This is a genomic window from Streptomyces sp. NPDC059957, from assembly GCF_042730015.1.
In the GTDB taxonomy this organism is placed as follows: domain Bacteria; phylum Actinomycetota; class Actinomycetes; order Streptomycetales; family Streptomycetaceae; genus Streptomyces.
Map to the genome: position 1 here is coordinate 53,323 of NZ_JBHWMB010000045.1, position 18,303 is coordinate 71,625.

16 protein-coding genes and 1 pseudogene are annotated in these 18,303 nt (G+C 71.7%); 13 read left to right on the plus strand and 4 right to left on the minus strand.

Going from position 1 to position 18,303, the window contains the following annotated elements; all coding sequences use genetic code 11:
* Window positions 1–129: 129 nt before the first annotated feature.
* On the minus strand, window positions 130–645 hold the full coding sequence (locus ACFWBW_RS27045) for an HAD domain-containing protein (RefSeq protein ID WP_385377272.1): 516 nt from the start codon (window positions 643–645) through the stop codon (window positions 130–132).
* 85 nt (window positions 646–730) lie between these two features.
* Here ACFWBW_RS27045 and ACFWBW_RS27050 point away from each other — a divergent pair, with 85 nt between their 5' ends.
* The 3 genes from ACFWBW_RS27050 to ACFWBW_RS27060 all read left to right on the plus strand — a co-directional run bounded on the left by ACFWBW_RS27050 (window position 731) and on the right by ACFWBW_RS27060 (window position 4,368).
* The gene (locus ACFWBW_RS27050) at window positions 731–1,282 is read left to right on the plus strand and encodes a TetR/AcrR family transcriptional regulator (protein ID WP_385377275.1); all 552 of its coding nucleotides are present in this window, start codon (window positions 731–733) and stop codon (window positions 1,280–1,282) included.
* Window positions 1,279–2,823, plus strand: a complete 1,545-nt coding sequence (locus ACFWBW_RS27055; RefSeq protein WP_385377278.1) for an MFS transporter — start codon at window positions 1,279–1,281, stop codon at window positions 2,821–2,823. Before ACFWBW_RS27050 ends, ACFWBW_RS27055 begins: the two co-directional genes overlap by 4 nt.
* Before the next feature lie 69 nt (window positions 2,824–2,892).
* The gene (locus tag ACFWBW_RS27060; RefSeq protein ID WP_385377281.1) at window positions 2,893–4,368 is read left to right on the plus strand and encodes a membrane-associated oxidoreductase; all 1,476 of its coding nucleotides are present in this window, start codon (window positions 2,893–2,895) and stop codon (window positions 4,366–4,368) included.
* Window positions 4,369–4,375: 7 nt separating this feature from the next.
* Here the strand turns inward: ACFWBW_RS27060 and ACFWBW_RS27065 are convergent, their stop codons facing one another.
* On the minus strand, window positions 4,376–5,005 hold the full coding sequence (locus ACFWBW_RS27065; RefSeq protein WP_250744673.1) for a 1-acyl-sn-glycerol-3-phosphate acyltransferase: 630 nt from the start codon (window positions 5,003–5,005) through the stop codon (window positions 4,376–4,378).
* A 307-nt stretch (window positions 5,006–5,312) separates the two neighbouring features.
* On the opposite strand from ACFWBW_RS27065, the gene ACFWBW_RS27070 reads away from it, so the two are divergent.
* The 3 genes from ACFWBW_RS27070 (at window position 5,313) to ACFWBW_RS27080 (ending at window position 7,708) form a co-directional block, all read left to right on the plus strand.
* On the plus strand, window positions 5,313–6,500 hold the full coding sequence (locus tag ACFWBW_RS27070) for a glycerophosphodiester phosphodiesterase (RefSeq protein WP_385377284.1): 1,188 nt from the start codon (window positions 5,313–5,315) through the stop codon (window positions 6,498–6,500).
* A 106-nt stretch (window positions 6,501–6,606) separates the two neighbouring features.
* On the plus strand, window positions 6,607–7,164 hold the full coding sequence (locus ACFWBW_RS27075) for a sigma-70 family RNA polymerase sigma factor (RefSeq protein ID WP_385377324.1): 558 nt from the start codon (window positions 6,607–6,609) through the stop codon (window positions 7,162–7,164).
* Between the two features lie 37 nt (window positions 7,165–7,201).
* Window positions 7,202–7,708: a GNAT family N-acetyltransferase gene (locus ACFWBW_RS27080; protein ID WP_385377287.1), complete on the plus strand. Its 507-nt coding sequence runs from the start codon at window positions 7,202–7,204 to the stop codon at window positions 7,706–7,708.
* Here ACFWBW_RS27080 and ACFWBW_RS27085 read toward each other — a convergent pair.
* Window positions 7,698–8,174 (minus strand): hypothetical protein, encoded by a 477-nt coding sequence (locus tag ACFWBW_RS27085; protein ID WP_385377290.1) that lies wholly within the window; start codon window positions 8,172–8,174, stop codon window positions 7,698–7,700. The genes ACFWBW_RS27080 and ACFWBW_RS27085 overlap by 11 nt on opposite strands.
* On the minus strand, window positions 8,167–8,535 hold the full coding sequence (locus ACFWBW_RS27090) for a hypothetical protein (RefSeq protein ID WP_385377293.1): 369 nt from the start codon (window positions 8,533–8,535) through the stop codon (window positions 8,167–8,169). Before ACFWBW_RS27090 ends, ACFWBW_RS27085 begins: the two co-directional genes overlap by 8 nt.
* 68 nt (window positions 8,536–8,603) lie before the next feature.
* Between ACFWBW_RS27090 and ACFWBW_RS27095 the strand changes: the two genes are divergently transcribed.
* The 7 genes and pseudogenes from ACFWBW_RS27095 (at window position 8,604) to cobT (ending at window position 18,166) form a co-directional block, all read left to right on the plus strand.
* Window positions 8,604–9,293 (plus strand): HAD-IA family hydrolase, encoded by a 690-nt coding sequence (locus ACFWBW_RS27095; RefSeq protein ID WP_385377295.1) that lies wholly within the window; start codon window positions 8,604–8,606, stop codon window positions 9,291–9,293.
* Window positions 9,294–9,667: 374 nt separating this feature from the next.
* Window positions 9,668–10,732 (plus strand): methionine ABC transporter ATP-binding protein, encoded by a 1,065-nt coding sequence (locus ACFWBW_RS27100; RefSeq protein ID WP_385377298.1) that lies wholly within the window; start codon window positions 9,668–9,670, stop codon window positions 10,730–10,732.
* Window positions 10,729–11,397: a methionine ABC transporter permease gene (locus tag ACFWBW_RS27105; protein ID WP_385377301.1), complete on the plus strand. Its 669-nt coding sequence runs from the start codon at window positions 10,729–10,731 to the stop codon at window positions 11,395–11,397. Before ACFWBW_RS27100 ends, ACFWBW_RS27105 begins: the two co-directional genes overlap by 4 nt.
* Window positions 11,398–11,498: 101 nt before the next feature.
* Window positions 11,499–12,362, plus strand: coding sequence for a MetQ/NlpA family ABC transporter substrate-binding protein (locus ACFWBW_RS27110; protein WP_385377304.1), 864 nt, complete (start codon window positions 11,499–11,501; stop codon window positions 12,360–12,362).
* Window positions 12,363–12,593: 231 nt separating this feature from the next.
* Window positions 12,594–13,211, plus strand: a pseudogene (locus tag ACFWBW_RS27115) (GNAT family N-acetyltransferase); the annotation flags it as partial.
* A 251-nt stretch (window positions 13,212–13,462) separates the two neighbouring features.
* Window positions 13,463–14,680 carry a precorrin-6y C5,15-methyltransferase (decarboxylating) subunit CbiE gene (gene cbiE, locus ACFWBW_RS27120; protein ID WP_385377307.1) on the plus strand — a complete coding sequence of 406 codons (1,218 nt, stop codon included), beginning with the start codon at window positions 13,463–13,465 and terminating at the stop codon, window positions 14,678–14,680.
* A 228-nt stretch (window positions 14,681–14,908) separates the two neighbouring features.
* Window positions 14,909–18,166 carry a nicotinate-nucleotide--dimethylbenzimidazole phosphoribosyltransferase gene (gene cobT / locus ACFWBW_RS27125; RefSeq protein ID WP_385377310.1) on the plus strand — a complete coding sequence of 1,086 codons (3,258 nt, stop codon included), beginning with the start codon at window positions 14,909–14,911 and terminating at the stop codon, window positions 18,164–18,166.
* Window positions 18,167–18,303 lie beyond the last annotated feature (137 nt).

Genomic DNA, 18,303 nt, shown 5'->3' on the forward strand with positions numbered 1-18,303 from the left:
GAGGGAAGGACAGATTGGGCAAGAAGGAATGTGGGGGGGAAAAAAAAAAGCGAATGTTGCCACCGGGGGGGGAGCCTGCCCCCTTCGTCCCCCCCCCCCCCCGCCGGTGTGTCCGGTCGCTCTCCGGCGTTACGCCGCCCAGTCCGCCAGGGCGTCGAAGTCGGCCCGGAGCAGACCGATCCGCTCGTCGATCCGCAGCAGCAGCGCGTGCGCGGGGTGCCGCTCGTCCACGTAGGCGCGGTCCATGTCCGTGATGTCGTCGTCGATCCAGGCGAAGGGGCGCTCGCCCGCGTACTCCAGGATGTACTGCGTCTTCCAGAACGTCCCGCGAGGTGCGCGCCCGTGCATCTGCGGCCAGTCGATCCAGGGGAGCTCCGGCAGCCCCAGGTGCGGGCCTATCCACTCGTTCGCCTCGCCCTTCCAGGTGGTCGCCCAGACCAGCTCGTACGCGTCCGCGAGGGCGAGCAGCTCCTCGCCGTGGCCGGGGTTCAGCCAGACCCGCAGCGGCTTCGCGCTCTCGGCCGCGGTCCAGCCCGTCGGGCGCATCCGGTGGGTGCGGTAGCCCTCGGGGCGCCGCTGGGGCTTGGCCGCGTAGGGGTTCAGCGGTCCGTCCACATCGATCAGCAGCAAGGGCTTCGGGTTCATCACGGCAGGATTCCTTCCGGCGCCCGGAGGGGCACCTCATTTATTCAGTGAGACATCCACGTCTCATTCGGGTTATGGTTGTCTCATGGCCATGGATCGTGATCAGGTGCTCCGCGCCGCCGCCGCCCTGCTCTCCCGCAAATCGACCGCCACGATGGACGAGGTCGCGAGGGCGGCCGGCATCGGCCGCGCGACCCTCCACCGGCACTTCGCCGGGCGCGACGCCCTCGTACGGGCGCTCGAAGAGCTCGGGATCCGGGAGTTCGAGGTGGCCTTCGACAACGCCCGCCTCGGCGAGGGCACGGCGATCGACGCGCTCCGCAGGCTCGTCGCCGAAGCGGAGCCCAATGCCGAGCTGCTGGCCTTCCTCGTCACCGAGAACCAGCTCTTCGAGGGAGATCAGGTCAACGAGGGCTGGTCCCGCCTCGACGCCCGCGTCGGCGAGCTCTTCCGGCGCGGCCAGCGCGAGGGCGACATCCGGATCGACCTGAGCCCCGCCTGGCTCACCGAGGCCCTCTACGGGCTCATCGGCACCTGCGCCTGGGCCGTCATGGACGGCCGGGTCGCGGCCAAGGACTTTCAGTACATGATCACCGAGTTGCTGCTCGGTGGCGCACGACGGAGTGTGGAGAAATGAGCCGTATCGAACAGCTGACCCGGACCAAGGGGGCGGAGGGCCGGAGCCCCGGGCGCTGGCTCGCGCTCTCCGTGCTCGTCCTGGCCGTCCTGCTGGTCGCCGTCGACGCCACCGTACTCGGTCTCGCCACGCCCGCCCTCAGCGAGGACCTGAAGCCCTCGGGCACCCAGCTCCTGTGGATCGGCGACATCTACTCCTTCGTCATCGCCGGCCTGCTCGTCTCCATGGGCTCCCTCGGCGACCGGATCGGCCGCAAGAAGCTCCTCCTCGTCGGCGCGACCGCCTTCGGAGCCGTCTCGGTCCTCAATGCCTACGCCACCAGCCCCGAGATGATGATCGTCGCCCGGGCCCTGCTCGGCGTGGCCGGCGCGACCCTGATGCCCTCCACCCTCGCGCTGATCCGCAACATCTTCCACGACCCCAAGGAGCGCAGCCTCGCCATCGGCATCTGGGGCGCCACCGCCTCGGCCGGCGCGGCCGTCGGCCCCGTCGTCGGCGGAGCCCTGCTCCAGCACTTCTGGTGGGGCTCGGTCTTCCTCATCAACCTCCCCGTGATGATCGTCCTGGTCATCGTCGGCATCAAGCTGCTGCCCGAGTCCAAGAACCCGGTCGCCGGCCCCTGGGACCTGTTCAGCGTCGGTCTCTCCCTCGTCGGCATCATCGGCGTGGTCTACGCCGTCAAGCAGGTCGCCACCCACGGCCTGGGCTGGGAGGTGTGGGCGGCCGCCGTCATCGGAGCGGGCGCGCTCTACACCTTCGTACGCCGCCAGTTCACGCTGCCGGCCCCGCTCCTCGACATGCGGCTGTTCAAGCACCGCGGCTTCTCCGGCGCGGTCCTCGCCGACCTGCTCACCGTCTTCGGCCTGTCCGGACTGGTCTTCTTCCTCTCCCAGTTCCTCCAGCTCGTCCAGGGCCGCGAGCCGCTCGAAGCGGGCCTCGCCGAACTGCCCGCCGCCATCGGCGCCGTGGTCACCGGCCTGGTCGCCGGCAAGTACGCCCGCAAGTACGGGGTACGGGTCATCGTGACGGGAGGCCTCGCCGCCATCGGCATCGCGCTGGCCGCGCTGACCGTGATCCACAAGGAGACCGGCTACCCGCTGCTCGGCGCGGCCCTGCTCATCGTCGGCCTCGGCGCCGGCTTCTCCTTCACCGTCACCGCCGACGTGATCCTCTCCAGCGTCCCCAAGGAGCAGGCCGGTTCCGCCTCGGCCGTCTCCGAGACCGCCTACGAACTGGGCGCCGCCCTCGGCATCGCCCTGCTCGGCTCGGTCGTCACCGGCGTCTACCAGGACTTCACCGCCCCGGCCTCCGTCAGCGGCCCCGTCGCCGACGCCGCCCACGAATCCCTCGGCGGCGCCGTCGAAGCGGCCAAGTCGCTGGACCCGCAGACCGCCCAGCAGATGGTCGGCGCGGCCCAGGAGGCCTTCGTGGACGGCCTGCGGCTGGCCTCCGGCGTGGGCGCGGCCGTCCTGCTGGCCACCGCCGTGGCCGCCTGGTTCCTGCTCAAGGGGCAGGAGCTCCAGGACGGCATCGAGCACTGACGCTGCGCCAGAGAGTGGTGTCCTGCGCAGAGTTGACAGTCCGTCGACGCGCGGGACACCATCCCGGCGATGGAGATCAACGACTTGACCCCGGCGGAGCGCCGCGTATGGGACGCCTTCCCCCGCGGGGAGCGCGTCGACTTTCTCGAGGAACCCGGGGAAACCGGCTCCGGCGGCGCCGACTGGGGGCCGGAACGGACCGTGCGCGCCGAGGTCCTCACCGCGCTCCTGCTGGGCGGCCCCACCGCCGAAGGGCAGGTCGCCGGACTCAACGTCCGGGGTGCGCGGATCACCGGCAAACTGAACCTCAAGTACGCCGTCGTGGAGCACCCGATCCGGCTGCGGGCCTGCTGGTTCGAACGCAAGCCCCTGCTCTACGGAGCCAAGTTGCGGGTCTTCGTGGCCAACGACTCCACCCTTCCCGGCCTCACCGCGGACACCGTCAGCGTCGAAGTCGCGCTCAAGCTGTCCTGCTGCCGCATCACCGGGCCGGTTCGCCTCGCGGGTGCCCGGATAGCGGGCGGACTCTTCCTCCGGAAGGCGGTCATCGGCATCGCGGGCCCGACGGAGGAGGGCCAGGAGGCGGCGCTCCGGTTCAACCACGCCGACATCGGAACCGACGTCATCGCCATGGAGCTCACCGTCCACGGCCAGACCCGCATCAACGGAGCCACCGTCGGCGGCCAGATCAACTTCGACGACGCCCGGCTCTTCGCCCCCGGCGGGACCGCCCTGCACGCCGAGATCCTCAACGTCGGCACCGACCTGCGCGCCATGCGGCTGGAGGCCCGCGGCCGGGTCAACCTCACCGGCTCCCGGATACCGGGCCAGCTCAACCTCGCCTACGCCCGCCTCATCAATCCCGGCGGGGTCGCCCTGCGCGCCTCCAGCTGTGTCGCCGGCGAGGTGTGGCTGCGCAACTGCCCGACCGTCCAGGGCGGCGTGAACCTGCGCCGCTCCCAGTTCGACCTGCTCCACATCGAGCCCGAGACCTGGCCGGCGCAGGTCCGCATCGCGGGACTCGCCTACCGCGCCCTCAGCCCGCACGTTCCCGCCGAGCGGAGGCTGCCCGTGCTGGAGCGCGAGGAGTCGGGCTACGTTCCGCACGCCTACGAACAGCTCGCCACGGCCTACCGGACGGCGGGCGACGAGGCGGCGGCGCGGACCGTCCTGCTCGCCAAACTGCGCCGGCACCGCCGCACCCTGCCCCGGGCCGCCAGGGTCTGGGGCCTGCTCCAGGACGCCACCGTGGGCTACGGGTTCCGGCCGCTGCGCGCCGCGGGCTGGCTGCTGGCGCTGCTGATCACGGGCACCGTCGCCTACGGGCTCCACCCGCCCCGGGAGCTGAAGCCGGGGGAGGCGCCGGAGTTCAACCCGGCCTTCTACACGATCGACCTGATGCTGCCGATCATCGGCTTCGGGCAGGAGGCGCCCTTCGCGCCGGACGGCTGGTACCAGTGGCTGTCGTACCTGCTGATCGTGACCGGCTGGGTCCTCGCCACGACGACCGCGGCGGGCGTCAGCCGGTCACTGCAACGGCAGTAGGCAGGCTTCAGGCCGCCTTCGCCTTGGTCGCGTACATGTCCACGTACTCCTGGCCGGAGAGGCGCATGACCTCGGCCATCACCGAGTCGGTGACGGCGCGCAGCACGTAGCGGTCGCGGTCCATGCCCTCGTACCGGGAGAACTCCATCGCCTCGCCGAACCGGACGGTGACCCGGCCCGGGCGCGGCATGCCGGCGCCGCCGGGCTGGAGCTTGTCGGTGCCGATCATCGCGAAGGGGACGACGGGCGCGCCGGTCATCAGGGTCAGGCGGGCGATGCCGGTGCGGCCGCGGTAGAGCCGGCCGTCGGGGGAGCGGGTGCCCTCGGGGTAGATGCCGAAGATCTTGCCCTCTTCGAGGATCCTGCGGCCGGTCATCAGGGCGGCGACTCCGCCGTTGGCCCCGTCGCGGTCCACGGGGATCATGCCGGCTCCGGTGAAGAACCAGGCCATGGCCCGGCCCTTGATGCCCTTGCCGGTGACGTACTCGTCCTTGCCGATGAAGTGGACCGTGCGGTCGCACACCAGCGGCAGGATCATCGAGTCGATGAAGGTGAGGTGGTTGCCCGCGAGGATCACCGGCCCGGTGCCCGGAATGTTCTCGATGCCCTCGACGCGGGTGCGGAACATCAGGCGCATGACGGGTCCGACAGTGGCTTTGATCAGGCGCGTACGGAACAACGTGGGCCCTCCGGCATCGAAAAGCAAGGTTCTCGCACCCACCACGCTCGGCGGTAGTGCAGGTGAGGACGATACTCGCGGGTCCGCTCTGATCGCACATCGGGTTCACGAGGTGGATACGCAGTGTTGACGCACGTTTCCGCCATGTTCCGCGCGCGCACCCCTGCCCGACACCGGCGCTTGCCTACCATCGGCACGCGGATTCGGGCCGAAGGCCCCGGAGATCCCGGGACGCCCGGCCCTTGTCCGAGGGGGAGTGGCACTGATGACACAGGGTGGGGCAGCGCGGCGCACGGTACTGGGCGCGGCCGTCGTCGCGGCGGGCGGAGCCTTCGGCGGGCTCGTCGCGGGCGGCGGTTCGGCCGCGGCGGCGGAGAGCGGCCACGGGGGAGGCGCGGGAGGTGGCCAGGGCGGCGGATACCGGGACCTGCCGGTGCCCACGGTCATCGGGCACCGGGGAGCCAGCGGCTACCGGCCCGAGCACACGCTCGGGTCCTACCAGCTCGCGCTGGACCTCGGAGCCGACGTCGTCGAACAGGACCTCGTGCCCACCAAGGACGGCCACCTGGTGTGCCGCCACGAGAACGAGATCGGCGGCACGACGGACGTCGCCGACCACCCCGGGTTCGCGTCCCGCAAGACGACCAAGACGATCGACGGGGTCGCGGTCACGGGCTGGTTCACCGAGGACTTCACCCTCGCCGAGCTGAAGACCCTGCGTGCGAAGGAGCGCATCCCCGCCCTCCGGCAGCGCAACACGCTCTACGACGGCCGCTGGGAGGTCCCCACCTTCGAAGAGGTGCTCCGCTGGGCGGACCGCGAGGGCCGGCGGCGCGGGAAGCGCGTGTGGCTGCACGTGGAGACCAAGCACCCCAGCTACTTCCGCGGCCTGGGCCTCGGCCTGGAGGAGCCCCTCGCCAAGCTGCTGCGCCGCTACGGGCGCGACGGCCGGGGCGCCCCGCTCTTCCTGCAGTCCTTCGAACCGTCCAGCATCCAGCGGCTCTCCCGGCTGGTCTCCAGCCCGCGCGTGGTGCTCCTCTCGGCGGCGGCCACCCGCCCGTGGGACTTCGAGCTGGCCAAGGATCCCCGGACGGTCGCCGACCTGGTCAAGCCCGAGGGGCTGCGGTGGATCGCCGGCTTCGCCCAGGGCATCGGCCCGACCATGGACCTGATCCTGCCGCGCGATGCCACCGGCAAGCTCGGGGCCCCGACCACCCTGGTCGCGGACGCCCACGCGCGGGGGCTGATCCTGCACCCCTACACCGCGCGCAACGAGAACAACTTCCTGCCGGCCGACTACCGCAAGGGCGCCGACCCTTCGGCCTACGGGGACGCCTTCGGCGCCTTCAAGGCCTACTTCGAGCAGGGCATCGACGGCATCTTCACCGACCACCCCGACACCGGGCTGCTCGCGGCGGAGGCGTTCCGCCCGGGCCGCGCGGTCAACGGCTAGGTCGTCTCTTTCGGCCCAGGCGTCAACGCCCGACCGGAGCTTCTCGTACGAGTGGGCCGTGCCCGGCGGGGAAACCGCCCGGCACGGCCTTCGCGTCCCGCCCGGCATGGACCTGCTGAAGGCTGATCTCCCCGACCTGTTCGAAACGCTCCGTCCGCTGCTCTCGGCCGAAGCGGCCGCCGAGACCGCGGGCACCGGGGTGGACGCCGCCGACCTGGAACAAGCCGTCTGGGTCAGGCTGCTGGAGCACCGCCGCATTCCCGCCGAACCCGCCGACTGGCTGCGCCGGGCGGTGCGCGGGGAGGCCCGCCGGGCGCGGCGCCGGGCCCGGCACGAAGTCCCGTACGGCCACCGCCAGCACTCGGCGGACGGCGGGTCCGGCGCGGGCACCCGTACCAGTACGGGTGTGGAACCGGAAGACGCACTCCTGCACGGCGAGGAGAACCGGGCCCTCCGATCGGCGGTCGCCCGATTGCCCGGAAGGTGTCCGGAGCTCATGAGGGCACTTCTTTCGCCCAGGGACCTCACCTACCGTGAAATCGCAGGAGAGTTGGGTATCTCACAAGGAAGTTTGGGGCCCGTCCGTTCCCGATGCCTGGGATGTCTGCGCAGAATGCTGGCCGTAGAGGTTGCGGCTCCCGCCCTGCGGGGAATGGAGCGGTAGACCAACAGGCCACCAGGTGAGCGGGAGGCATGCGCACATGGGCATGAGCGTGACCATTTCGGCGGCAACTGCCGAGGATGCCGAGCAGATCATCAAGCTGCAGTATCTGGCGTTCCAGAGCGAGGCCGAGCTGTACGGCAACTACCGCATCCAGCCGCTCACCCAGTCCCTGGACTCCCTCAAGGCCGAGCTGGCCTCGGACACCGTCCTGGTGGCCCGGCTCGGCGAGGAGATCGTCGGAGCCGTGCGCGGCACCGTCGACGAAGAGGGCACCGGCAAGATCGCCAAGCTCTGCGTGCACCCCCGGCTCCAGGGCCACGGCCTCGGCGCCCGGCTGCTGGGCGCGGTCGAGGCGGCCCTGTCCGGCAACGACGCGACCACCCGCTTCCGGCTGCACACCGGCCACAAGAGCGAGTCGAACCTGCGGCTCTACCGCAAGGCCGGCTACACCCAGGTCGGCGGGCGCACCGCGTCCGACGGCGTCCGCCTGGTGATCCTGGAGAAGGAGGCCAAGGAGGCCACCGACTTCGCGGTCAGCGCCTGACGCCCGGCCGCGAACGCCCGGCCGCCGAAGGCCGGCGCTTCGCGCGGAGCCAGAGCATCCCGGTGATCGGCAGGATCACCGGGATGAACAGGTAGCCCATCCCGAAGTCCGACCACACGGTCGCGTCGGGGAAGGCCTCGGGCCGCGCCAAGGTCCAGGCGCCCACGACGAGCACGCCGGTCAGCTCGGCGGCGCAGCAGAACAGCGCCGCCTTGCGGGCCGTCTCCCCGCCGCGCACCAGCGAGTACGTGATGAAGGCGTAGACCAGCGCGGCCGCCGCCGACAGCGAGTACGCGAGCGGCGCCCGGTCGAACTCGGTGGAGATCTGGTAGATCGAGCGCGAGACCGCGCCGACGGTGATCACTCCGTAGAACCAGACCAGCAGCACCCCGGGCCCCGTGACAAGGCGCCCCCGCCCGCCGGGCGGGGTGGCGGTGGCCGTGGCGTCCGTGTGGGTATCAGGCACCGGTGTTTCCCCAGATGTCGTAGAGCCGTACTTCGAGCACGGCGAGGACGACCGCTCCCGCGGCCACCGTCACCGAACCCCATTTGGTCCGCTCGCTCAGCGAGAGCAGCCCCGCGGCCGGGATGGTCGCGAAGGCTCCCACCAGGTAGGCCAGGAAGAGCACCGTGCCCTGGCCGGGCTCCTCGCCCCGGGCCAGCTGGACCAGGCCGATCACCAGCTGGGCCAGGACCAGTACGGTCACCACGGCCATGCCGATGAAATGCCAGTCCTTGGTCGGCTGGTCCCGCGAGGCGGCGAAACCGCACCAGGCGGCGAGGGCGAGCGCGGCCACGCCGATGGCGAGCGTCAGGGCGTCGAGCATGCAGCGAGGGTATTACGGGCCGAAAGACCCGATGCGCTCACCCCTGCCCCGGGGCTTTCCTGGAAAGCATGAACCTGCTGCACGGGAAGCTCGGCCCGCAATTCGACGCGCTGCTGTTCGACAACGACGGCACGCTCGTCTCCTCGATGGAGTCGGTGCACCGCTGCTGGACCCGCTGGGCCCGGGAGTACGGGATCACCGAGGAGGCCTTCGCCGCGGTGGCACTCCACGGCCGCCCAGCCGCGGAGATCATCGCCGACCTCCTGCCCGAGCCCGTACGGGCCGGGGCGCTCGCCCGGATCGAGGTGCTGGAGACCGAGGACGTGGCGGGCGGCGTGGTCCTGCTCCCCGGCACCAAGGAGCTGCTCTCGGCCCTTCCCGCCGGGCGCTGGGCCGTGGTCACCTCCGCGACCCGGCCGCTGGCCGAGGCCCGGCTGCGGGAGGTCGGCATTGCCGTCGGGGAGGAGGGGGGCCCGGAGATGGTGGCCGCCGACGACATCACCCGCGGCAAGCCCGACCCGGAGCCCTTCCTGCTGGCGGCCGCCCGGCTCGGCGTGGACCCGGCCCGCTGCGCGGTCTTCGAGGACGCCCCCGCCGGCCTGGCCGCGGGCCGCGCCGCCGGGATGACGACCGTGGCCTTGACCACAACGCACCCGGCAGCCGAACTCGACGCGGACGTGGTCGTACGGGACCTCTCGGCCGTGTCCGTGCTGGTCGGAGCCGATGGCGTGACGATCGAGACGGACGATCGGCCCTGACCGGTGTTGTCCGCTATGCGGCCGAAATCCGTCCGCTATTCGGACGCCTTTGATCGGTGACGGGGAACGTCTGGTTTACTGGGGCCCATGACCACGACGAGCAGCCGCACCCTTGCGACCGAGGCGACTATGACGCCCGGTGCTCGTTGTATGTGTCGAATGCGCGCCTTCTGAGGGCCCCTGCCCCAGGTCTCACGCCCCGAAGCGAGACCGGCCGAGCTGCTCCCGGCACCCCCGTGTGAACCCGGACCGCTCCTGCCCCGCGCATGCGCCGAAGCCGTCGATTTCCGATGGTTCGACCCGTATCGCGTCCCAGATGTTTGCCCCGTGCCCGGCACCCGCTGCGCCGCGCACTCGACAGCGACGGAAATCCTGTGATCACCACATCGGGCCTCACGAAGGTCTACCAGTCCCGTGGCCGAGAGGTCACCGCCCTGGACGGCGTCGACCTGCACGTCCGCCAGGGCGAGGTCTACGGAGTCATCGGCCAGAGCGGCGCCGGAAAGTCCTCCCTGATCCGCTGCGTGAACCTGCTGGAGCGCCCCACCACCGGCACCGTGTCCGTCGACGGGGTCGACCTCACCGCCCTCGCCGGCCGGGGCCGCCGCGCCGGCAAGGAGCTCCGCGAGGCCCGCAGCCGCATCGGCATGGTCTTCCAGCACTTCAACCTGCTGTCCTCGCGCACCGTGCAGGGCAACATCGAACTGCCCCTGGAGATCCTCGGGATATCCGGCCGCGAGCGCTCCCGCAAGGCCGCCGAACTGCTCGACCTCGTCGGCCTCGCCGACAAGGCCAAGTCCTACCCCGGCCAGCTCTCCGGCGGCCAGAAGCAGCGCGTCGGCATCGCCCGCGCCCTGGCCGGCGACCCCAAGGTGCTGCTCTCCGACGAGGCCACCAGCGCCCTGGACCCCGAGACCACTCGCCAGATCCTCCAGCTGCTGCGCGACCTCAACCGCCAACTGGGCCTGACGGTCCTGCTCATCACGCACGAGATGGACGTGGTCAAGTCGGTCTGCGACTCGGCCGCCCTCATGCGCCAGGGCCGGATCGTCGAGGCCGGCAAGGTCACCGAGCTGCTGGCCACCCCCGGCTCCGAGCTCGCCCACGAACTGTTCCCGCTGACCGGGTCCGCGACCACCGCGGAGCACACGGTCATCGACGTCACCTTCCACGGCGAGACCGCGACCCAGCCGGTCATCTCCCAGCTGGCCCGGACCTACAACATCGACATATCGATCCTCGGCGCCGCGATGGACACCGTCGCGGGCCGCCAGATCGGCCGCATGCGCATCGAGCTGCCCGGCCGCTACGAGGACAACGTCGTACCCGTCGGCTTCCTGCGCGAGCAGGGCCTGCAGGTGGACGTCGTGGAGGCGGACGGGCAGTTCACCGACGCCGACGACGAACTGGCCCAGCTGGTCAAGGATGGTGCGAAGTGACCTGGTCCGAAATGCAGCCGCTGCTCACCCAGGGCACCTTCGACACCCTCTACATGGTGTTGTGGTCCGCCCTGGTGACCGTCCTCGGCGGACTGCCCATCGGCATCCTGCTCGTCCTCACCGACAAGGGCGGCCTGCTCCAGAACCGTGCGGTCAACAAGATCCTCGGCGTGATCGTGAACATGGGCCGCTCGCTGCCGTTCATCATCCTGCTGATCTTCCTGATCCCGGTCACCACGGCGATCGTCGGCACCTTCATCGGCCCCACCGCCATGATCGTCCCGCTCGCCATCGGCGCCATCCCCTTCTTCGCCCGGCTCGTCGAGACCGCCGTCCGCGAAGTGGACCACGGCCTGGTCGAAGCCGTCGAGTCCATGGGCGGCGGCATCCCGACCCTGGTCGGCAAGGTGCTCCTCCCGCAGGCGCTGCCCTCGCTGATCGCGGCCGTCACCACCACCGTGATCACCCTGATCGGCTACTCGGCCATGGCCGGCGCCGTCGGCGGCGAAGGCCTCGGCTCCAAGGCCATCACGTATGGCTTCCAGCGCTTCGAAACCGGCTTCATGATCGCCACCGTCGTGGTGCTGATCGTGCTCGTCACGGTGATCCAGCTCATCGGCGACGGCGTGGTACGCCTCCTCGCCCGGCGCGGTCGGACAGCCTGAACCGGGCCCGAGCCGGAGAGACACAAACTTTTCCCCCGAAAGCCCGCACTTGTCGTGCTTGGGCCGTCATCCAACAGCAAGACGCAAGAAAGGCACTCTTCGTGCGCAAGAACATCAAGCTCACCGCCCTCGCCGCCACCGTCTCGGCGCTCGCCCTCGGCCTCACCGCCTGCGGCAGCTCCTCCGACCCGTCCTCCACCAAGGCCGGCGGCGGCAAGACCGACGAGAGCAAGCCCCTGGTCGTCGCGGCGTCCCCGTCCCCGCACGCCGACATCCTGAAGTTCGTCCAGGACAACCTCGCGGCCAAGGACGGCCTCAAGCTGGAGGTGAAGGAGTTCACGGACTACGTCCTGCCGAACACCGCCACCCAGCAGGGCCAGGTCGACGCCAACTACTTCCAGCACGTGCCCTACCTCGACGACTTCAACAAGAAGAACGGCACCGACATCGTGCCCGTCGTGAACGTGCACCTGGAGCCCCTGGGCCTGTACTCCAAGAAGGCCAAGGCCCTCACCGACATCAAGGCCGGCCAGACCATCGCCGTCCCCAACGACCCCACCAACGAGGGCCGCGCGCTCCAGCTGCTCGCCGCGAACAACCTCATCACCCTCAAGGAGGGTGTCGGCACCGCCGCCAAGCTGTCCGACATCACCGACAAGAAGGGCCTCGAGTTCAAGGAGCTGGAGGCCGCCACGGTCCCGCGCGCCCTGAACGACGTGGACGCCGCCGTCATCAACGGCAACTACGCCATCGAGGCCAAGCTCGTCCCGGCCAAGGACGCGCTCGTCCTGGAGAAGGCCGAGGGCAACCCCTACGCCAACATCCTCGCGGTCAAGAAGGGCAACGAGAACGACCCGCGGATCCAGAAGCTCGCCAAGCTCCTGAACTCCCCCGAGGTCAAGAAGTTCATCGACGACAAGTACGAGGGCTCGGTCATCCCGGCCTTCGGCAAGCCGGCCGCCTAGATCAGGCCGGAGCCACCGGCCGGACCGATCCGGCCCGCCCGCCCGGCCCCGTACGCCCTCCGGTGTACGGGGCCGGGCGCTGCCCGCTTCCGGGCAGCCCGGCCCTGCACATCACCAGGCCGATGCTGCATGCTGTGGCCTACGACCCGCGGCTGCGATCCGTAGACACGGACCCGCGCCACGGTCGCCTCGCACCACGGTCGCACCACGGTCTCAGGCTTGGAGCTGCGCATGACTACCACCTTCCCGGACGTCACCATCAGCACGGACCGGCTGGTGCTGCGCCCCTTCGAGGAAGAAGACGTCACCGCGCTCGCCGAGATGATGAACGACGAACAGGTCACCGCCTGGACCTCCGTCCCGCACCCCTACACCTACGCAGACGCGGTCACCTGGGCCACCCGGACCGCCCACACGGAGCGCACCGAGGGCCGCGGCATCGTCTTCGCCGTCACCGAGTTCCTCACCCAGCGGCTCGTCGGCATCGTCCACCTGCAGGACACCGACTGGCGGACCCGCACCACCGAGGTCGGCTACGTCACCGCCCCCTGGGCCCGCGGCGAGGGATACGCCAGCGAGTCCGTCCGCGCCGTGGCCCGCTGGCTCTTCACCGACCAGCGCTTCGAACGCCTCGAACTGCGCACGGCCGCCGACAACACGGCCTCCCAGCAAGTGGCCCAGAAGACCGGTTGCATCAGTGAAGGCGTCCTGCGCAACGCCTGCATAGTGCGCACCCAGAACCCCGACGGCTCCTGGGCCGACACCCGCAGCGACCTCATCGTCTGGGGCCTGGTCCCCGAGGACCTGGACGAGGACGCCGACGACTACTCCGACTATGCCGACGGCTACGGGGACGGCTACTCCGTCGTCTACGGGGACGGTTACTCCGCGGGCTACGCGGACCCCCGCGACGAGGCGCGCGACGGCTACCGGATCCACCCCACCACCTCGAACGACGCGAACGGCTACGCCGTCTTCTCGGACCGGAACTGACCGGATGACCGGGTAGTCTCACCAAGCCCGCCCCCCCTCGACGAAGCCTCGCCCTGACCCGGCCACCGCCGCGAAGGGCCCCCTCCCACATCAGGAGACTGACGACGATGGCCGACCGGGTCACGGTGATCGGCTGGGACGGCTCCCCCCTGACCGCGGCAGCCCGGTCCGCGCTCTCCGCCGCCACCCTGGTGGCCGGCGCCGCCCACCACCTCGCACTCCCCGAAGTCCCGCCCGCCGCCGAGCGCGTGCGCCTGGGCAGCCTGGCCATCGCGGCCACGCGGATCGCCGGCCACCGCGGCACCGCCGTCGTCCTCGCCGACGGGGACCCCGGCTTCTTCGGAGTCGTACGAGCCCTGCGCGCCCCGGAACACGGCCTGGAAGTGGAGGTCGTACCCGCCGTCTCCGCAGTCGCCGCCGCCTTCGCCCGCGCCGGGATGCCCTGGGACGACGCCCAGGTCGTCGTCGCCCACCGCCGCACCCTGCGCCGAGCCGTCAACGTCTGCCGCGCCCACTCCAAGGTCGCCGTCATCACCTCGCCCGGCGCCGGTCCCGCCGAACTCGCCCTGCTGCTCGAAGGCGTCCACCGCACCTTCGTCATCTGCGAGGAACTCGGCACCGACAAGGAGCAGGTCACCGTCCTCACCTCCGACAAGGCCGCCGACCACAGCTGGCGCGACCCCAACGTGGTCATCGTCATCGGCGGTACGGGACCGGCCGCGGCCGCCACCGAACCGGCCTGGCTGCTCGGCCGGAGCGCGGCCCCGGCCGCCGGACGCGGCTGGGCCCGCCCGCAGATCGACGTAGGAGAAGGAGAGGGCACGCAGCTGCGCGCGGCCCAGCTCGCCCGGCTCGGCCCGCGCACCGGGGACCTCGTCTGGGACATCGGCTCAGGCTCCGGAGCCCTCGCCGTGGACGCCGCCGCCCTCGGCGCCGCCGTCATCGCCGTCGACGCCGACCGACACGCTTGCGAACGCACAACCACCGCCGCCCGCGCCCGGGGTGTACAGCTCCAGGTCGTCAACGGCCGCGCCCCGCACGTCCTGGAGACCCTGCCCGAACCCGACGTCGTCCGCGTCGGCGGCGGCGGGGCCGCGGTGGTCGCCGCCGTCGCCGACCGGCGTCCCGAACGGATCGTCAGCCACGCCTCCACGCGCGACGAGGCGGAGGCCATCGGCCGGGTCCTGACCGAGGGCGGGTACGCCGTCGAGTGCGCGCTGCTCCAGTCCGTCGCCCTGGACACCCGTACGTGGACCGAACAACGGCGCTCCGTGGTGTTCCTGCTGGCCGCCGAACGCCCTGTTAACCGCCCGGACCGTCCCTAGCCGCGAGCCCGGGGTAGGCTGGCCGATCGTCGCACCGCCCGGACGATTCGGGCATGCGGCTCCGGCTGGACGCGCGACGTGGCGCAGTCCACAGAGGACCGTGGCGGTTATGGCCGACACGGTGACGAACGGGCAGGACAATACTTACTGGTTGTCGTGCGGCCGTACGTGAGGCCTCGTGGGCGACCGGGCAGTCGAAGAGGCAACACCGATGGGCGAGGGGTACGCATGACTGACACCGGCCAGGTTCCGGGCGAGGGTCTCCCGGACAGCACGGGCATGGTGGATCAGCAGGGCGTCCCCGCCCCGGTTCCCATGTCTTCCCCGGCGACCGGGAACTACGCCTTCCAGGACCTCGTGGACAACCCGGCCGAGCCGGAGGACGAGGAACTGCTGCTGATGCCGAGCAACCAGGGCGCGTGGAGCGACCCCCAGGTCGTCCCGCCGGTGCCCGCCTTCCCCGACTTCCCCGAGCCCTCCGCGTACGCGGACGCCCCGTACGCCGACTTCGGCGGGGCCCCCGAGTACCAGCAGCCCCACCCGGCCCAGCTTCCGGTCCCCGAGGCGCCGCTCGGCTACGAGCCCGCCGGCTACCCGCAGCAGCCGTTCGATGGCCAGCCGTTCGATGGCCAGGCGTTCGCGGGGCAGCCGTCCTTCGCCGACGTCTCCTACCCTGACGCCTCCTACGGGGGCGGTGCGCACGAGGCCGGCGGCCGGGATTCCGGCGCGCTGGACCTCGGTGGCCTCGTTGCCCCGCAGCCCATGTCCCAGCCCCAGTCCCAGGCGGCCCCCGTCGCGGCGGCCCCGGTGCGGCGGCCGCTGCACATGGGCCCGCCCGTGCCCGAGGCCACCGGCGGAGTCGTACGGTCCCTCGCGGACCGCGGCCCGGCCGCGGCGCCGGCGCCCACCGGCGCCCCCGGGCAGGCCCAGGCCCCGCTGACGCCGGCCACGCCCGTTCCCGTCCCGGTCGCCTCCGTGCCCTCCGCCTCCGAGCCCGCCGCTTCCGTGCCCGCCGCCCCGGGCCTGAGCACCCCGGCGACGCCCGTCCCGGTGCGCCAGTCCGGGCCGCCGACCACGGGGCCCGAGTACCTGGACTTCACGCAGGCCGAGGTCGAGCACGTGCCGGGTCCGGCGCAGCAGCCGGTCGAGATCCCGGTCCAGGCCGGGACGCCGTGGACCGCGGAGCCGGCTCCGGAAGCCTCGGCGCAGCCCGTCGGGGAGCCCGTGGACGAGCCCGTCGCGGAGTCCGTCGAGGCGCCCGTTGCCTTCGCTCAGCCCGAGGCGGTCCTCGTGCCCGAGCCGGAGTCCGTGCCCGTGGCGGAGCCCGCGCCGGTGCCGGTCGCCGTGGCCCCCGTGGCCGAGCCGGTTCTCGTGGAGCACGCGCCGGAGCCCGTCGTCTTTGCCGAGCCCGAGCCCACCGTCGTACCGGCGTCCGAGCCCGTCGCGGTACTCGAACCCGAGCCCGTGGCCGAGCCCGTGGCCGTGGCTGACGCCGTCGTCGCCGTCGAGCCGGAGCCCGCGCCGGTCGTGGAGCCCGAGCCGCAGCCCGCAGAAACGGTGGTTCAGGCCGAGGAGCCGGAGCCCCTGCCCGAGCCCGCGGCCGTCGTGGTCCCCGAGCCGGTCGCCGTGGCGCAGGCCGACGTACCGCTGGAGGCCGGACAGGCCCCCGAGGCCGGAATCGAGCAGCAGCCCGAGCCGGAAGCCGTGCCCGAAGCCGAAGCCGAAGCCGAAGCCGAAGCCGAGGCTCCCTTCACCGAGGCGGCCCCCGGATACGCCGACGCCGAGCGCGAGGCCGTCCTGCGCGTCATGCGTGAGCGCCGTGACATCCGCAAGGGCTTCCGCCGCGACCCCATCCCGCACGAGGTGCTGCTGCGCGTCCTGGAGGCGGCCCACACCGCTCCCAGCGTCGGCCACTCCCAGCCGTGGGACTTCGTCGTCATCAAGTCCGCCGAGACCCGCCGGACGATGCACGAACTCGCCGAGCGCCAGCGCGAGGCCTATGCGAAGTCGCTGCCCAAGGGCCGCGCCAAGCAGTTCAAGGAACTCAAGATCGAGGCCATCCTCGACACCCCGGTGAACATCGTGGTCACCGCCGACCCGACCCGGGGCGGCCGCCACACCCTGGGCCGGCACACCCAGCCGCAGATGGCCCCGTACTCCTCGGCCCTCGCCGTGGAGAACCTCTGGCTCGCGGCGCGTGCCGAGGGCCTCGGCGTCGGCTGGGTCAGCTTCTTCGACGAGCGCGAGATGGTCCGCGAGCTCGGCCTCCCCGAGCACCTGGAGGTCGTCGCCTACCTGTGCGTCGGGTACGTGGACGAGTTCCCCGACGAGCCCGAGCTCGCGCAGGCCGGCTGGTCGCAGCGGCGGCCCCTCGCCTGGGTCGTCCACGAGGAGACGTACGGGCGCCGCGCGCTGCCCGGCGAGGAGCCGCACGACCTGCTCTCCGAGACCGTCGCCAGCATCCGTCCGCTCGACGCGAAGGCGCTCGGCGAGGCGTGGGAGCGGCAGAAGCGCATGACCAAGCCCGCAGGGGCCCTGGGCATGCTCGAAATCATCTCGGCCCAGCTGTCCGGCCTCTCGCGGGTCTGCCCGCCGCCGATCCCGGAGCCCGCCGCGGTGGCGATCTTCGCGGGTGACCACGGCGTGCACGCCCAGGGGGTCACCCCGTGGCCCCAGGAGGTCACCATGCAGATGGTGGCCAACTTCCTGGGCGGCGGCGCGGTGTGCAACGCGTTCGCCAACCAGGTGGGCGCGGAGGTCTGCGTGATCGACGTCGGCGTCGCCGGCGACCTCCCGGCCACGCCGGGGCTGCTCCCGCGCAAGGTCCGCCCGGGCACGGCCGACCTGTCGGTCGGCCCTGCGATGACCCGCGAGGAGGCCGTCGCGGCCATCGAGGTGGGCATCGAGACGGCCCGCGACCTGGTCGCGGCGGGTAACAAGGCTCTCCTCACGGGAGAGATGGGCATCGCCAACACCACGGTGTCGGCGGCGCTGATCTCGGTCTTCACCGGGGTGGACCCGGGCGAGGTCACCGGCCGGGGCACGGGCATCAACGACGAGACGCACGCCCGCAAGGTCGAGGTCGTGCGCCGCGCGCTGGAACTCCACCAGCCGGACCCGGCGGACCCGATCGGCGTCCTGGCGGCCATCGGAGGCCTGGAGCACGCGGCGATCGTGGGCCTCCTCCTGGGAGGCGCCTCCCTGCGCACGCCGGTGATCCTGGACGGCGTCAGCGCCGGTGCGGCCGCGCTGGTGGCCCGGGCCATCGCGCCGGAGTCGCTGTCCGCGTGCATCGCGGGACACCGCAGCGCGGAGCCCGGCCACGTGGCCGCCCTGAACAAGCTCGGCCTGCGCCCGCTGGTCGACCTGGACCTCCGCCTCGGCGAGGGCACGGGCGCGCTGCTGGCGCTGCCGCTGGTGCAGAGCGCTGCGCGCGCGATGCACGAGGTGGCCACGTTCGACTCGGCGGGTGTCACGGAGAAGTAGCGGGGGCTGCGGGGCCGGTGCCGGGGACGGGGTGGGGTGTCGTCCGGGACTCATGATTTATGGCGCCCTGTGCGTGCTGCGTCCCGTGAGGCCTTGTTTCGCGCCAACACATCACGTTTTACGTCCCGGACGACACC

Coding starts and splice junctions, on each gene's coding strand:
- ACFWBW_RS27055 (WP_385377278.1), top strand. CDS start 1,279: ATGAGCCGTATCGAACAGCTGACCCGGACCAAGGGGGCGGAGGGCCGG.
- ACFWBW_RS27070 (WP_385377284.1), top strand. CDS start 5,313: ATGACACAGGGTGGGGCAGCGCGGCGCACGGTACTGGGCGCGGCCGTC.
- ACFWBW_RS27060 (WP_385377281.1), top strand. CDS start 2,893: ATGGAGATCAACGACTTGACCCCGGCGGAGCGCCGCGTATGGGACGCC.
- ACFWBW_RS27090 (WP_385377293.1), bottom strand. CDS start 8,535: ATGCTCGACGCCCTGACGCTCGCCATCGGCGTGGCCGCGCTCGCCCTC.
- ACFWBW_RS27050 (WP_385377275.1), top strand. CDS start 731: ATGGCCATGGATCGTGATCAGGTGCTCCGCGCCGCCGCCGCCCTGCTC.
- ACFWBW_RS27075 (WP_385377324.1), top strand. CDS start 6,607: ATGGACCTGCTGAAGGCTGATCTCCCCGACCTGTTCGAAACGCTCCGT.
- ACFWBW_RS27095 (WP_385377295.1), top strand. CDS start 8,604: ATGAACCTGCTGCACGGGAAGCTCGGCCCGCAATTCGACGCGCTGCTG.
- ACFWBW_RS27045 (WP_385377272.1), bottom strand. CDS start 645: ATGAACCCGAAGCCCTTGCTGCTGATCGATGTGGACGGACCGCTGAAC.
- cobT (WP_385377310.1), top strand. CDS start 14,909: ATGACTGACACCGGCCAGGTTCCGGGCGAGGGTCTCCCGGACAGCACG.
- ACFWBW_RS27065 (WP_250744673.1), bottom strand. CDS start 5,005: ATGCGCCTGATGTTCCGCACCCGCGTCGAGGGCATCGAGAACATTCCG.
- cbiE (WP_385377307.1), top strand. CDS start 13,463: ATGGCCGACCGGGTCACGGTGATCGGCTGGGACGGCTCCCCCCTGACC.
- ACFWBW_RS27080 (WP_385377287.1), top strand. CDS start 7,202: ATGGGCATGAGCGTGACCATTTCGGCGGCAACTGCCGAGGATGCCGAG.